11 protein-coding genes and 1 pseudogene are annotated in these 15,658 nt (G+C 42.2%); 5 read left to right on the top strand and 7 right to left on the bottom strand.

What is annotated here, in order from left to right; genetic code table 11:
- Window positions 1–120 precede the first annotated feature (120 nt).
- Window positions 121–717 (top strand): GTP cyclohydrolase II, encoded by a 597-nt coding sequence (ribA, locus tag C5470_RS03930; protein WP_166286122.1) that lies wholly within the window; start codon window positions 121–123, stop codon window positions 715–717.
- 65 nt (window positions 718–782) lie between these two features.
- Here ribA and acnA read toward each other — a convergent pair whose 3' ends face one another.
- Window positions 783–3,458, bottom strand: coding sequence for an aconitate hydratase AcnA (gene acnA, locus C5470_RS03925; protein ID WP_166286120.1), 2,676 nt, complete (start codon window positions 3,456–3,458; stop codon window positions 783–785).
- A gap of 253 nt (window positions 3,459–3,711) precedes the next feature.
- Here acnA and C5470_RS03920 point away from each other — a divergent pair, with 253 nt between their 5' ends.
- Window positions 3,712–4,539: a hypothetical protein gene (locus tag C5470_RS03920; protein ID WP_166286118.1), complete on the top strand. Its 828-nt coding sequence runs from the start codon at window positions 3,712–3,714 to the stop codon at window positions 4,537–4,539.
- A gap of 50 nt (window positions 4,540–4,589) precedes the next feature.
- Here the strand turns inward: C5470_RS03920 and cysB are convergent, their stop codons facing one another.
- Window positions 4,590–5,564, bottom strand: a complete 975-nt coding sequence (gene cysB / locus C5470_RS03915) for an HTH-type transcriptional regulator CysB (RefSeq protein ID WP_166286116.1) — start codon at window positions 5,562–5,564, stop codon at window positions 4,590–4,592.
- A gap of 304 nt (window positions 5,565–5,868) precedes the next feature.
- Window positions 5,869–8,469, bottom strand: coding sequence for a type I DNA topoisomerase (topA, locus tag C5470_RS03910; RefSeq protein WP_166286114.1), 2,601 nt, complete (start codon window positions 8,467–8,469; stop codon window positions 5,869–5,871).
- A 298-nt stretch (window positions 8,470–8,767) separates the two neighbouring features.
- On the opposite strand from topA, the pseudogene C5470_RS03905 reads away from it, so the two are divergent.
- Window positions 8,768–8,929, top strand: a pseudogene (locus C5470_RS03905) (DUF2498 family protein); the annotation flags it as partial.
- Between the two features lie 109 nt (window positions 8,930–9,038).
- On the opposite strand, the gene C5470_RS03900 reads toward C5470_RS03905, so the two are convergent.
- Together C5470_RS03900 and sohB are read right to left on the bottom strand one after the other, a co-directional pair.
- Window positions 9,039–9,872 (bottom strand): alpha/beta fold hydrolase, encoded by an 834-nt coding sequence (locus C5470_RS03900; RefSeq protein ID WP_166286112.1) that lies wholly within the window; start codon window positions 9,870–9,872, stop codon window positions 9,039–9,041.
- 429 nt (window positions 9,873–10,301) lie between these two features.
- A complete protein-coding gene (gene sohB, locus C5470_RS03895; RefSeq protein WP_166286110.1) occupies window positions 10,302–11,348 on the bottom strand; it encodes a protease SohB in 1,047 nt (348 codons plus the stop codon).
- Between the two features lie 198 nt (window positions 11,349–11,546).
- On the opposite strand from sohB, the gene C5470_RS03890 reads away from it, so the two are divergent.
- On the top strand, window positions 11,547–12,311 hold the full coding sequence (locus C5470_RS03890) for a YciK family oxidoreductase (RefSeq protein WP_166286108.1): 765 nt from the start codon (window positions 11,547–11,549) through the stop codon (window positions 12,309–12,311).
- Window positions 12,311–12,907, top strand: a complete 597-nt coding sequence (gene cobO / locus C5470_RS03885) for a cob(I)yrinic acid a,c-diamide adenosyltransferase (protein ID WP_166286106.1) — start codon at window positions 12,311–12,313, stop codon at window positions 12,905–12,907. Before C5470_RS03890 ends, cobO begins: the two co-directional genes overlap by 1 nt.
- A gap of 46 nt (window positions 12,908–12,953) precedes the next feature.
- Here cobO and rluB read toward each other — a convergent pair whose 3' ends face one another.
- Window positions 12,954–13,886, bottom strand: coding sequence for a 23S rRNA pseudouridine(2605) synthase RluB (gene rluB, locus C5470_RS03880; protein WP_166286104.1), 933 nt, complete (start codon window positions 13,884–13,886; stop codon window positions 12,954–12,956).
- A gap of 386 nt (window positions 13,887–14,272) precedes the next feature.
- Window positions 14,273–15,421, bottom strand: a complete 1,149-nt coding sequence (locus C5470_RS03875; RefSeq protein ID WP_242687804.1) for a C2 family cysteine protease — start codon at window positions 15,419–15,421, stop codon at window positions 14,273–14,275.
- Between the last annotated feature and the right edge of the window lie 237 nt (window positions 15,422–15,658).

Here is a 15,658-nt window from a genome sequence, read left to right as displayed (position 1 = left end):
ATACATGCGTGTTATAATCAGAGAAAATTTCTTGTGCAGTTTCAGCTGATTTCCCAGACCGGTATTATTTTTTTACAATCCATTCTTATAACGAGTCTGAATCGACATATGAACAATAAGATGCAATTAAAACAGATAGCTGAGGCTAAATTACCTACCCCTTGGGGCGACTTTTTAATGATCGGCTTTGAAGAAATCGCTACAGGTCAAGATCATGTCGCATTGGTATATGGCACTATTTCTGATAATGAACCTGTTCTCTCCAGGATCCATTCAGAATGTCTGACGGGTGATGCCCTGTTTAGCCTGCGTTGTGACTGCGGCTTTCAACTTGAAGCGGCGCTGTCTCAAATTGCTAAGGAAGGACGGGGGGTATTGCTTTACCACCGGCAAGAAGGCCGTAATATTGGTCTATTAAATAAAATTCGTGCTTATGCATTACAGGATAAGGGTGCCGATACGGTAGAAGCTAATCATCAGTTAGGTTTTGCCGCCGATGAACGTGATTTCACCTTATGTGCAGACATGTATAAATTGCTGGGCGTTCATGCTATTCGTCTGCTGACAAACAATCCTAAAAAAGTGGAAATTATGACCGAAGCAGGTATTAACATTGTGGAGCGGGTTCCGTTAATTACCGGCCGCAATGCTAAAAATGCTTATTATCTGGATACCAAAGCCAGAAAAATGGGTCATTTATTCGCCGACAAGCCTTAATTTCTACTTATTTTAGCTGGCAAAGATGGCGCCAAGATTGGCGCCATCTTTATGTGATGTAAAAATTATTTCAACATATGGCGGATGACATAATGCAAAATACCGCCGTGATGGAAATAATCCAGTTCAGTTCCGGTATCAATACGACACCGAGCCTCAACGACCACTTTGCACCCATCAGCATAAGTCATTTTTACCGGTACGATCTGACCAGGCTTGAGGTTATTCATCCCAGCAATATCAATCGTCTCATCACCTTTCAGATTTAGCGTTTTACGGTTTACGCCCTGAGGGAATTCCAGTGGTAATACGCCCATACCAATCAGGTTAGAACGGTGAATACGTTCAAATGATTCAGCAATCACCACCCGAACCCCCAATAACCGGGTTCCTTTCGCTGCCCAATCGCGGCTTGAACCAGAACCATATTCTTTGCCGGCAATAACAGCCAATGGTGTTTTTTCTTCCTGATAACGCATAGCCGCATCATAAATCGCTAATTGTGTCTGTGATGGAATATGGCGGGTATATCCCCCTTCTACACCCGCAATCATCTCATTACGAATACGAATATTGGCGAACGTTCCGCGCATCATCACTTCATGGTTACCACGCCTTGATCCATAAGAGTTAAAATCTTTAGGATCAACGCCATGCTCCTGAAGATAACGCCCTGCCGGACTGTCAGCTTTGATATTTCCCGCGGGGGAAATATGGTCTGTGGTGACAGAATCACCAAGAATAACCAATATATTCGCACCGTGAATATCCGTTATAGCCTCCGGCTCTGCTGTCATTTCACTAAAGAATGGCGGGTGGCGAATGTAAGTAGAATCAGGCAGGAAGTCATAAGTTGCAGAACTGACAACATCCAGCGATTGCCATGTCTCATCACCATCAAATACTTCGGCGTACTCTTTGTGGAACATGCCAACCTTAACTTTATCAACCGATTCAGCAATTTCTTTGCTGTCTGGCCATATGTCTTTCAAATAGACATCATTGCCTTGCTGATCCTGACCAATAGGATCTTTAGTCAGATCCTTTTTCATACTGCCGGATAAAGCATACGCCACAATTAATGGGGGTGATGCCAGCCAGTTAGTCTTTATCAGCGGATGGATCCGACCTTCAAAGTTCCGGTTACCAGACAAGACCGCACCGACGGTAAGATCAGCTTGCTTAATTGCAATTTCAATAGATTCAGGCAACGGCCCGGAGTTACCAATGCAAGTTGTACAGCCGTAGCCCACCAGATTGAAGCCCAGTTTCTCCAGATATGGCGTAAAACCAGCAATCTCAAGATAATCCGTCACCACTTTTGAGCCAGGTGCCAGTGAGGTTTTTACCCATGGCTGACGTTTAAGCCCTTTCTCGACCGCTTTTTTCGCCAGTAAACCTGCAGCCATCATCACACTGGGGTTAGATGTATTAGTACAGGAAGTAATCGCAGCAATGACAACCGCACCATCTTCTAACTCATACGTTTGGTTATCCAGATTAACGGAGGCTGAGGCGACTTTTCCTTGTGCTTTATTCATCTCCAGCTCAATGGCTAACTGAAATGCCTGTGGTACTCGCTCTAAAGCAACTCTGTCCTGTGGACGTTTCGGCCCGGCGAGGCTCGCTTCCACCGTAGACATATCCAGTTCCAGACTGTTGGTAAATACCGGTTCATCACCCGGATTTCGCCATAGCCCTTGGATCTTACAATATGTTTCAACCAGAGCAATCTGCTGTTCTGTACGCCCTGTTAACCGCATATAACTCAGTGTAATATCATCCACCGGGAAGAAACCACACGTTGCACCATATTCCGGTGACATATTGGCAATGGTTGCTCTGTCTGCCAATGGCAAATCAGCTAACCCATCACCATAAAACTCAACAAATTTCCCAACCACACCGTGTTTACGCAGCATCTGTGTCACTGTCAACACAAGATCTGTCGCAGTCATCCCTTCGCGTAACTTTCCAGTGAGTTTAAAACCCACCACATCAGGAATAAGCATGGAAACAGGTTGTCCTAACATAGCCGCTTCCGCTTCGATACCACCAACTCCCCATCCCAGAATACCAAGGCCATTGATCATTGTGGTGTGAGAATCAGTACCAACTAAGGTATCAGGATAAGCCAATTCCCGCCCGTTATGCGTTTCATGCCAAACCGTTTTGCCCAGATATTCCAGGTTGACCTGATGGCAAATCCCGGTTCCTGGTGGTACTACGCGAAAACGGTTAAATGCTTGTTGTCCCCAACGCAAAAACAGGTAACGTTCATAGTTACGTTCCATTTCTAATTGAACATTTTGTTCAAAAGCGTTTTCCGTGCCAAATTTATCCACCATGACTGAATGGTCAATAACCAGATCAACAGGTGACAATGGATTAACCTGTTCAACATCGCCACCAAGGCGCTGAACTGCATCCCTCATAGCCGCTAAATCAACGACGGCAGGCACACCGGTAAAATCCTGCATTAATACACGAGCCGGGCGGTAAGCAATTTCCCGGTCTGCATGACCGCTATTTTGCCAATCAACAATCGCTTTTAAATCGTCATCAACAACAGAGTTGCCATCAATATTGCGCAGGAGATTTTCCAGAAGAACTTTCATTGACTTAGGCAAGCGGGAAATATCACCTAAATGTTTAGCAACCCGTGGTAAGCTGTAATAATCATACTCTTTACTTGCAGCGGAAAGTGTTGAAACACAAACCTTTTTCAAATCAAACGACATAACTCCTCCTTCTTATTATGCTGGCATCACTCAGATGCCATCTTATGATAATGACACAAGTTCAACATAACATATAAACAAACAATTGTTTTTTATTACCACACAATTTGTCAATTCAGATTGTCCATCGGAATTTCTATAATAAATTTTGATGATTTAATCTGGTAAACAATTGAATGACAATCAGCTAGAATTAGTTCGCCAACAATTAAATTGGACTTTAATTATTAATTAAAAGAATAAGGAAAAAATTATGGATATAAGAAACTCAATTATAAATCACCAGGATCATATAGAGAAAATCAATGAAGCCAATAAGTTCTTCCATATCGATGGAACTTATTTTAATATAGAAAATACAAATACATACAAAGAAAAAGATGGCTTAGTTCAGTTCATTGTCGCAACACAATTATCTGATCAAAAAGATGTTCAGGAAAAAACGAATAGTTTAAGTCAAACATTAATTGCACTTTCCTCCATCGCGACTAATTATGTCAATAAACATGCAGAAAAGCATGGAGAGAAATACAAGACAGATATGGCATTCTGGACTCAAGTTGTCAACAAACTTCCTTTAATGGGTACCAGCAAAGTCGAATCCAAAAACTACACAGATTCATTGACTGGTCTAAGCATCTCAAAAAGTTTTCTTCATTTTATTATGAATGTTGTTGTATTCGAAAATACTGATATGCTGGCAAATTTCGCTGACTTTCTTACCAAACAAGGCGAAACGATTCGTTTAGGCATACGGAAAAATAAAGGTTTTTATTCTACCATTACACTGACAGTTGCCATAGATACCTTAGTTGTCGGAGAAAAGACAGTATATATTCCGAAGCTGAAACTTTATCGAATTAATTTCGATAGTAATAATTCAAACTTTTTATCAAGTTGTGCTTCTAATGAGAATGTTAATATTGATTTTGAATACTCATCCTTAATATCGGTCTTAGACTACGAAGCGCTCGAACATCCTGATATTAAGGCTAGTTTTGATGATTTCATTAATAAGCACAGAAAAATATCAATAGAAGATTCCGATGATTTCTTCAGTGGTGAGTTTGATCCAACCTGATAAGTAAAATCTGGGAGATAATGGGCATTATTATCTCCCTTATTATTTTATTATATGATTGGCAATTTGATATCTTTGAACATGATTTCGATATCTTCATTTGAGCGCAAAGCAACCGCCTGATCAATAACATCACGCGTCAGGTGAGGTGCAAACCGCCACATAAAATCATACATATAGCTGCGCAAGAAACTACTGCGCCGAAAACCAATCTTAGTTGTGCTGTAACTGAATTTATCTCGCATATCAATGCAAATAAGATCTTTATCCTGCACCGGATCAACCGCCATGCTGGCAATAACCCCAACACCCAACCCCAACCGGACATAAGTTTTAATGACATCAGCATCAGTGGCAGTGAAAACAATTTTAGGTTTTAAACCCACTTTATCGAATGCAACATCTAATTCAGAACGACCAGTAAAACCGAAGGTATAAGTGACCAGTTGATATTCAGCTAATTCTTCAATTGAAACATTCTCTTTACTCGCCAACGGATGATCCTGTGCCACCACTAACGTTCTGTTCCAATGGTAGCAAGGCAACATTATCAGATCTTCGTATAAATGCAGCGCCTCAGTAGCAATAGCAAAATCAGCATTACCTTTACTCACAGCTTCAGCAATTTGCGTTGGCGACCCCTGGTGCATATGCAAAGAGACCTGCGGATAACGCTCAATAAATCCCTTAATCACAGGAGGTAATGCATAACGGGCCTGTGTATGGGTAGTGGCGATATATAGCGAACCACGATTCGGATAAGTATGTTCACTGGCAACTGACCGTATTGCATCAATTTTAGACAATACTTCACGAGAAATTCGGACAACCTCTTCACCTGCGGGAGTAACATGTGTTAGATGTTTACCACTACGGGAAAAAATCTGAATACCTAATTCATCTTCAAGCATCCTGACTTGTTTACTGATCCCTGGCTGAGATGTATACAATCCTTCCGCCGTAGATGAAACATTAAGGTTGTGGTTTACCACCTCTACGATATAACGAAGTTGCTGCAATTTCATATAAGCACCATCCCAAAATAAACGCAGTGAACGATTATGACTTAAAACCTGGCCTGATATTGCCGTTTGCTATTTATTATAACTAATAGAAATAATATTGTTATCGCATATAACCACTATAACACGATTATATATTTATATAACGAATAATTGAAAAATCATAACGAAGGTTATAGCTGCATTCTAATTCATATATTTTAAAATTCTGTTGATAGATGAAAAAAGCCAACCTATAAGGTTGGCTTAATAGAAAAAAACAACTTCTTTTTTGAGAAAAAGAGAGTGTTAATTCTCCTAAAAATTATTACTGTTTATCTTTCTCAACCCATTTTCCATCAACATAAAACACACTCCACCCCGTTGCCTTGCCATTTTTCTCTGAAGCAGCATATTGCTGTTTAGTTTTACGACTAAAACGGATAACGGTTCTATTACCTTCAGCATCTGCCACAGGCGCATCAGCCAGATAGCGTAGTTTTTCCGGCAAGCGGTCTTTAAAACGAGCCAACTCTTCTACCAATGGAGCTCTGGTTTCCCTTGATTTAGGAAAAGTATTCGCGGCTAAAAAGACGCCAGCAGCACCATCACGCAATACAAAATACGCATCAGACTTTTCACAAGGAAGCTCAGGTAACGGAACCGGATCTTCTTTTGGTGGAGCGACTTCTCCGCTACGCAGGATCTTGCGGGTATTTTTACACGTTTCATTGGTACAGCCCATGTATTTACCAAAACGCCCCATTTTCAGGTGCATTTCAGCGCCACATTTGTCACACTCGATAACAGGGCCATCATATCCCTTAATGCGAAACTCGCCCTCTTCCACTTCGTAGCCATCACAAGCAGGATTATTACCACAAACATGTAATTTACGCTGATTATCGATAAGATAACTGTCCATCGCTGTACCGCATTTTTTACAACGACGACGAGCACGTAATGCGTTTGTTTCCGCATCATCCCCTTCCAAAATGTTAAGAATTTCATTTTCAGGGATAAGGTTGATCGTCTGCTTGCAACGCTCTTTAGGTGATAACGCATAACCGGAACAACCTAGGAAAACACCAGTGGTTGCCGTGCGGATACCCATAGGACGATTGCATGTCGGACACTCAATGGAAGTAATCACCATCGGGTTGGGTCGCATCCCACCATCTTCCGGGTCTTTATTGGCGACATCAAGCTGTTCACTGAAATCAGTGAAAAATTCATCTAAAACCCCTTTCCATTCAGCTTTATTACTTGCAACCTGATCGAGCTGATCTTCCATTTGCGCGGTAAAATCATAACTCATCAGCCCGTTGAAATTCTCTTCCAGCCGATCAGTTACAATTTCCCCCATTTTCTCTGAATAGAAACGACGGCTCTCCACCCGAACATAGCCACGATCCTGAATCGTGGAAATAATGGAAGCGTAGGTAGACGGGCGACCAATACTGCGTTTTTCCAATTCCTTAACCAAGGATGCCTCGCTGTAACGTGCTGGCGGCTTAGTAAAGTGCTGGCTTGGGAGCAGTTGTTGCAAGTCAAGTTCAGTACCAATGTTAACAACAGGCAAAGAGTGGTCTTCATCCCCCTTGCGCAATGCAGGCATCACTTTTGTCCAGCCATCAAAACGCAATGTACGGCCTTTGGCGCGCAACTCAAAATCACCCGCCTGTACCGCCAGAGTTGTGGAATCGTATTGTGCCGGTGTCATTTGACAAGCAACAAACTGACGCCAGATAAGCTGATACAGTTTTTGCGCATCCGCATCCATGTCTTTCAGCTGTTCAGCCATGACATCAACGCTGGAAGGACGAATTGCTTCGTGCGCTTCCTGTGAATTCTCTTTACTGCTGTAAGTATTTGCTGTTTTCGGCAGGTATTTATCACCAAAATTATCACCGATATAACCACGAACCATATCCAGCGCATCCTGACTCAGGTTGGTTGAGTCAGTACGCATATAGGTGATATACCCCGCCTCATACAAACGCTGGGCCATCATCATGGTCTTTTTAACACCAAAACTTAAACGCGTGCTGGCGGCCTGCTGCAATGTGGAGGTGATAAACGGTGCACCCGGTTTACTGGATGTTGGGCGATCTTCACGATCAATAACTTTGTAACGGGCTTTTTCCAGTAACGATATGGCAGCCTGAGTTTGCTCACTATTAACCGGCTTAAACGGCTTACCCTGCTTATGAGTCACTTCCATATGCAGTGAAATTTCACCTTTCGCCAGTAAATCAGCGTGTAACTGCCAATATTCTACCGGTACAAACGCTTTAATTTCGCGTTCTCTTTCTACAACAAGGCGTACCGCCACAGATTGCACGCGACCAGCAGAAAGCCCTCTGGCAACCTTTTTCCACAGTAGCGGAGAAACCATATAACCCACAACCCTATCCATAAAACGACGGGCTTGTTGCGCATTTATCCGGTCAATATTCAATTCACCCGGATTATCAAACGCCTGTTTGATGGCGTTTTTAGTAATTTCATTAAAAACAACCCGGCTAAAACGATCACTGTCACCACCAATCACCTCCCGCAAGTGCCATGCAATGGCTTCTCCTTCACGGTCAAGATCCGTTGCGAGATAAACATGATCTACTTTTTCAGCCAGTGATTTCAGCTCTGCGACGACCTTCTCTTTGCCAGGCAAAATCTGATAATCAGCTTCCCAGCCGCGGTATGGGTCAACCCCCATACGGCTGACTAATGCGGCTTTCTCATCTTTTTTGACCTTCTTCTTAGACTTATCGGTAGATGAGCTCGAGCTCTTTTTGCTGGCTGAACCGCTGGTCGGCAAATCACGGATATGACCCACGCTGGATTTCACCACGTAGTCACTCCCCAAATATTTATTGATTGTTTTGGCCTTTGCCGGGGACTCCACTATTACAAGAGCTTTACCCATAGTTATCTTTACCTAATTATCTTTTCAGATGGCGGAATTCACAGCGTCCATATCACGGTATTTAAAACCTCTTTTTATATTGCGATAGATTCTCAATATATCAACTTATTTTTATTCAGATGATCTGTCCGAAAGCGAAACCTGTTGAATTATTTAAGGTATTTTAGATACCGCCCATGAGCTATGCAAATAAATGAAGCGAATCGTAAACAAAATCTTCCATCTGCATGACGAAAAGTTCACACTCTACCTGATAAAAAATGATGCGCAACAAATTATTTTTGATAAAGGCCGAGAAATGCGAAAGGGAGCGACACCGATTAAACGTGAACAATTATTAGAAAAAGCCAACCGTATTATCCGCCAACATGAGGATTTTATTCAGGGTATGCAGGTAGACGATGTAGTACAAAAAGGGGATGTATTGGTATTCCGTGGTGAATTTTTTCTGGGTGAAAATGAGTAACAAAAATTTATAGGGCAACGAAACGGATAGACAGATATATAAAAATCATCTAAAAATATATCTGCCGGGCATATAAGACACTTTGTACTATAAACTTTGAATATTATTTAATCTTCAAGGGAAGATCGGAGAAAAAACCCGCCATCATGACATTAAACCTCTCCGGCGCTTCCCAGAATGGTCCATGCCCAAGATTGGTCAAATTATAAACACGGCCAGTCCAAAGATTTTTGTAGGTTATTCCATTGATATAATCAATATTAACAAATAAATCTTCCGCGCCATTGATAATCGCCAGAGGAGTTGGGTTTGTTTCAACCAACAACCGTTGATCCATAACATCTGGTGAAATGGATGCCTCTGACATATATTGCCGAGCTAAACCATCAGTCCGCGCAACTGCGGCTCTAAGAAATGGTTCACAAAGCGCACTTTTTCCATACAACGCCAAAGTATAATCTGTAATTTCCGCCTCAGTCAGCGAAGCCTTACCCGATATCGCCATGAACCGGCTTGGCTTAAATCCAAGGCTGACATTCTCTGCGCCTGGGCTCACCGGAGGCGTGCCACAAATCATCAATCCAACAATTCCAGGGAATCGCGGGATCATTTCCAACCCGATATGACCACCCAGTGACCATCCAAAAACAGCAACTTTATCGATGCCTAATTTTTCCAGCACTTCAATAATGCAGAGAGCATAGCCAGGTATCGAATAAGTCCGACGAGGATCCATTGCGTTTGATGAAGCACCATGCCCTGGTAAATCAATAGTCAAAATACGGTATTCATCACCAAAACAGCTCACTTGATGGCGAAAAATATCTTTACAGCTTGAATTACCATGTATAAGAAGTACCGGTAACCCGTTACCGCCAGTATCAGTAACAGAGATGACAGCATGACGGGTATGAATATCGTACTGCGAAATAGCCATAATACTTTATTTCCTTAGGAATATTATTAATAAATCGCCATTTTTTGGGAATTATATAATGCGTTTAAATGCGCCAATGACGCGGTGCAAAAGTGACTTATACTTGTTTGGAAATCAGCCAGATAGAACATATAAACACGAAGCCAGAGTACCAATTATTAGTGTAGAAAATTCTGATTCGCATCACACAGGTGAAGTGGTATGTAAAGCAAATTATGTAACACCTGTAATGTTTTAACAGGGACAAAATATCTGGTTTTTCAGGGGAATAATATCTTGACGATAAACAGGAAATGAGCACGGCACGGTTTCAATCAGCGTATCAGCCGGGCTGTTAACAGACACGATATCAAGGCGCCCCTAAGCGTTAAGAAAAGAACGCTGTTTCGGGTACGCCAAGATTATTCATTCAAAGCCGTGGTATTTTAATCAAAACAAAGGCTTTTCTCCTCTCTGCCACCAGCGTAATAACAATTTATCAATGCTTTCCATTGCGCTGCCAGTGAAACGCTCCACCATGCGTTTACGACGTGTGTAATTAACACCAATAACTTCACAATGATCTATTTGAGTAATTAACAGATCATCACTAACACCAATTTCGTCAATCAACCCTTTTTCTTTCGCCTGTGTGCCATACCAATATTCGCCTGTAGCGACACTTTCCGTATCAAGCAATGGACGATGTGTATGAATAAACGCTTTGAACAATTCATGAGTCTGATTGAGATCTTCTTGGAATTTTTTCCGGCCCTGTTCTGTATTTTCCCCTAAAAAAGTCAATGTGCGTTTATATTCACCAGCTGTATGCAGTTCTACATCAATATCATTTTTCTTCAATAACTTATGAATATTTGGGATCTGAGCAACCACCCCAATAGAGCCAATAATAGCAAATGGCGCGGCAACAATCCGATCAGCAACACAAGCCATCATATAACCACCACTGGCGGCCACTTTATCTACGACGACCGTCAGGCGGACACCTTTCTGACGCAGACGGGCAAGCTGAGAAGCGGCAAGTCCGTAACCATGAACCATTCCACCGGGGCTTTCAAGACGCAGCAAGACTTCATCTTTTGCATCTGCCACTGCCAGAACCGCGCTAATCTCTTCACGTAATGAATCCACTTCATGTGCATCCATACTGCCTTTAAAATCCAGCACATAGAGACAAGGTTTCTGTAATCCTTTCTGCCCTGTCTTAGCTTCACTCTTCTTCTGCTTGGATTCTCGCTTTTGCTGTTTATTAAACTCTTTGTGCCAGATTTTTCTTTCGGCTTCGGTCATACGGGCTCGCTGCATTTGACGCTGTTTATCCCGATATGACTCACCGAGATCTGTCAGTTTCAACTCACCTTTTGGCGAAGATTTCCGCATTCCCACACCAATACCAAATATTGCCAGGACGATAACGGCTAATACCAACGTTATCACTTTGGCTAAAAACAACCCGTAAAGAGATAAATACTCCACAAAACCCACCTTTGTCTTCTGATAATCAATATTTTTCATTCTAACTAAAAATAGATATTAACGCCTGTAATGTTTCACCATCTACTTCCTGAGCAGTCAGCCTTTACAAATTTGACTCAATATATCAATTTCTGTTCTGATAGCCTGAACTGCCTCCAACAGTAACAAATCGCTCTATCAATAACAGGAAATCTTCAAATGTTACATTACCAACCTAAACATGACCTCCTACAGCAACGTATTATTCTGGTTACAGGTGCTGGAGATGGAATTGGTCGTGAAGTGGCTTTGACTTATGCCCGTTATGGAGCGCAAATGATCTTACTTGGCCGAACCACGCACAAACTGGAAGCGGTCAAAAAAGAGATAGAACAAGCAGGTGGCGTCCCTGTAGCTATTTACACCATGGATCTACTCACCATAACAGCCGAAGAGTGTAAAACATTTGCTGACAATTTAACGAAACATTATCCACGTCTGGATGGTGTATTACATAACGCCGGATTACTGGGCGCCGTCGCACCAATGGCAGAACAGCCGGTTCAGTTATGGCACGATGTTATGCAAGTCAATGTCAATGCGACCTTTATGTTAACTCAGGCATTGCTTCCACTATTATTGAAATCACCTCACGGATCATTAATCTTTACCAGTTCAAGCGTTGGCCGTGAAGGTCGCAGTGGTTGGGGGGCTTATTCCGCCTCTAAATTTGCAACCGAAGGCATGATGCAGGTTTTAGCGGAAGAATATAAACACAGTTCTTTGCGCGTTAATTGCGTCAACCCTGGCGGCACACGCACAAATATGCGTGCCAACGCATTCCCTAACGAAAATTCTGCTAAACTGAAAACACCGGCGGATATTATGCCGCTGTATCTTTATCTCATGGGCAGCGACAGTCTGCGTAAAACAGGCATCAGTTTTGATGCACAACCCGGACGCAAAGCAGGACCAGCCGAATAATGACAATCAATGATAACCAGCACCAAAAAAGGCAACAACGCCTGAAAGAAAAAGTGGATTCCCGAATTGAAGCCGCCCAATTAGAGCGGGGAATTTTCATCGTTTTTACCGGCAATGGAAAAGGCAAAACCACCGCGGCTTTTGGCACCGTAACCCGTGCAGTAGGTCATGGGTTACGTGCCGGGGTTATCCAGTTTATAAAAGGTCAATGGGAGAATGGCGAGAAAAATTTGCTAGAACAGCATGGTGTGAATTTCCATGTTATGGCGACAGGTTTTACCTGGGAAACCCAAAGCCGGGAAACCGACACCGTAGCCTGCCATCAGGTATGGCGCCATGCGCTGGAGATGCTGGCTGATCCCGATTTGGATCTGGTCGTACTGGATGAACTAACTTATATGGTGAGTTACGGCTATCTTCCTCTTGAAGAGATTATTACCGCCCTGAAACACCGGCCAGAACACCAATCCGTTATTATTACTGGCCGCGCTTGTCATCGTGAATTATTGGAAATGGCCGATACCGTCACAGAAATGCGCCCGGTAAAACATGCCTTTGATGCTGGCATTAAAGCACAAAAAGGAATCGACTGGTAAAAAAGGCCCCGTATTACACGAGGCCCACAGAGCCTGGAAAGAGAAATTAGCGACCTTTTGAGGCAGTTGGGCGCCCCGCATTCTGGCGGGAGCTCCCCGGGCGCTTTCCTGCCGCTGGACGTGATGTTCCCTGAGTATGGCGTTTAACCGCACGGCGGATTTGGTTAGCTTTAAGACGGCGTTGATCACGTTCAACCGCCACTTTGGAGACCATCTCTGCATTCAAACCCACTAATTGGCGCAAATAATTAGTTTGCTCCAAGCCCAGTTCTGTCCAGCCGCCGCGTGGTAAACCTTTTGGCAAGCCAATATCACCATAACGCACACGAATAAGGCGGCTCACCTGTACCCCCACTGCTTCCCAAAGACGGCGAACTTCACGGTTGCGTCCTTCTGTCAGCGTGACGTTATACCATTGGTTCATCCCCTCACCGCCTTTGAACGCGACAGTGCAGAATGATGCCGGACCATCTTCCAGTTGAATCCCCTTAGTCAGTTGTTTCAGTTTAGTATCATCAACTTCACCAAAAACACGAACAGCATATTCGCGCTCAACTTCCCGGCTTGGATGCATCAAACGGTTCGCCAACTCACCATCTGTGGTAAACAGCAACAAACCACAGGTATTCACATCCAAACGTCCGACCGCTATCCAGCGGGAGCCCAGTAGCTTAGGCAGACGATCAAAAACGGTTGGCCGCCCTTCTGGATCATGGCGGGTGCAAAGTTCACCTTCTGGTTTGTAATAAGCCAGAACACGACAAACTTCTTTTTGTGGTTCTTTGATATTTAATATCCGGCCATCAAGGCGGATTTTTGTGGCGGGCTGAACTTCAATGCGATCACCTAAAGTAGCAATCTTGCCGTCAACACTGACGCGCCCTTGTTGGATATAACCTTCTACTTCGCGGCGGGAACCGTGGCCGGAACGCGCGAGAATTTTCTGTAACTTTTCAGATTTTTGTGTCTTACCGCTCATTGAGCAACCTCTGCTGTCGCCTTCACAGGCGTCGTGTTATACAATTAATCAATGTGCCATAATAGAAAAAATTATAACAAACTGATTTTAATAAAATTTTTAGTATAGAGTGTTAGAAAACAGGTCATACACTCCAGTCCGTGGCCGGGCATTCTACACTAATTTTGGAATCAATGATTCTAATAAATATGCCCGCTTATCACCCACCCCCGAAACTCATCGGAAAAATCCAGATATATTACGGCCACAACCGGAAACCAAAATAAAAGTGGCCATCAGATATTAATCTCAGGCCACGTTTCATCAAACTTTTATTTAACTTGCCATTAATACAAAACTAGAATATTAGTTATTTATAAATCAGTCTTGGTAAAATAAGAATCCCATCACTCTTGAATTGGAGATGGATTAGCAATACTTTTCAGGGAGTCAGGAATTGTTTCACTTAAATACATATCACTAATTTTTGGCAAGTTCTTAACATAGAGATCATATGGCATCCAGAATGATGTCCCTTCAAATCGATTATTCTGGAATATATCGTTTTGAACGTCTTCTGGAATATTTTCCCATTCAGCAGAGCCAGGGGAATATGGGCCTGTATATTTAACGACATTCCATGGATTATGCAATCGGACTAATTTAATACCATTCCATTGTTGAGCATCAAGCAATAAATAAGCATGACCTGATACTAAATCAGTAGATGAGCCAGTTCCTTGATAAGTCACATGATGTTTTATTTTAAAAATATCTATAAATTTCTCATTCCAGAGACGCTTCTGATTATCCTGATTAATATAAATATTTGCCGTAGAGTCTATACCAAAATAGATTTCATTACCGCCACCTAAATGCTGGTAACCTCCATGCAGTTTTGAAAATGCCTTTTCAATAAGGTAGTACCAAAACTCATTTTTATCTTCCATCTCAGAAAAACTAACCCGTGGGAGATCATCGTCAATCAATAAATAACCAATCGTAGACTGATTTATTATCCTGACTGAATAAACGCCCGTTGGGTTATAAACTGGCGGATAAATAGCAGAAAATAACACATTATGCCCTTCAGGATGGGATACGATTGCGCCAATAGTGCTAACAAAGCCACAATTACCGAGATAAAGCTGACCCATATCGATCATCTCTATCCCTTTAATATACATCCCAGGAGATTTAATAAAATCCTTAATGCGGCTATGCTTTTCAACTCCTCCATTTTGCCATTGTTCAGGGGGATATGAATCATCCAACAAATACGCTTTCTTAGCTGATAATGCCTTAATTAAGGCCAACACCGGATCTTTGGAATATAACGTTATTCCTTTGAATTCAAAAGGTTCACAAGTAGCAAGAATATCATTTAACTCGCTCAATTTTATTACTTTATCAGGATTTCCGGTCAGTGCTTCCTGCACTGATTTTTCAGCATACGCATCACGACCACATTCAATTAAATCTCTATCAGGCGATTTCGGCCAAGTATTCACATTACGAACATCAATTGGTTCATCAGAGAAATTAACAACTGCCATTTTCAATATCCTTTAACTTTATGACGTATGAACAACTCTACACTGCCATTTATTTCAAATAACCAGCCTAAAGTTTTATACCTAATAGTATTTTAGCAAACCTACCTTAGGTGCGGAAAATATTTAATCATCGGGTAATTAAAAGCAACTTAATTATTAAACACGTGATGGATTTATTTTATTTAGCTACTATTAATAATTCGAAAGAATAATAAAAATTTCAATTCAACCAAAAAA

The organism is Photorhabdus stackebrandtii, assembly GCF_011189495.1.
Lineage (GTDB): Bacteria > Pseudomonadota > Gammaproteobacteria > Enterobacterales > Enterobacteriaceae > Photorhabdus > Photorhabdus khanii.
This window is presented reverse-complemented; position numbering and strand designations above follow the sequence as displayed.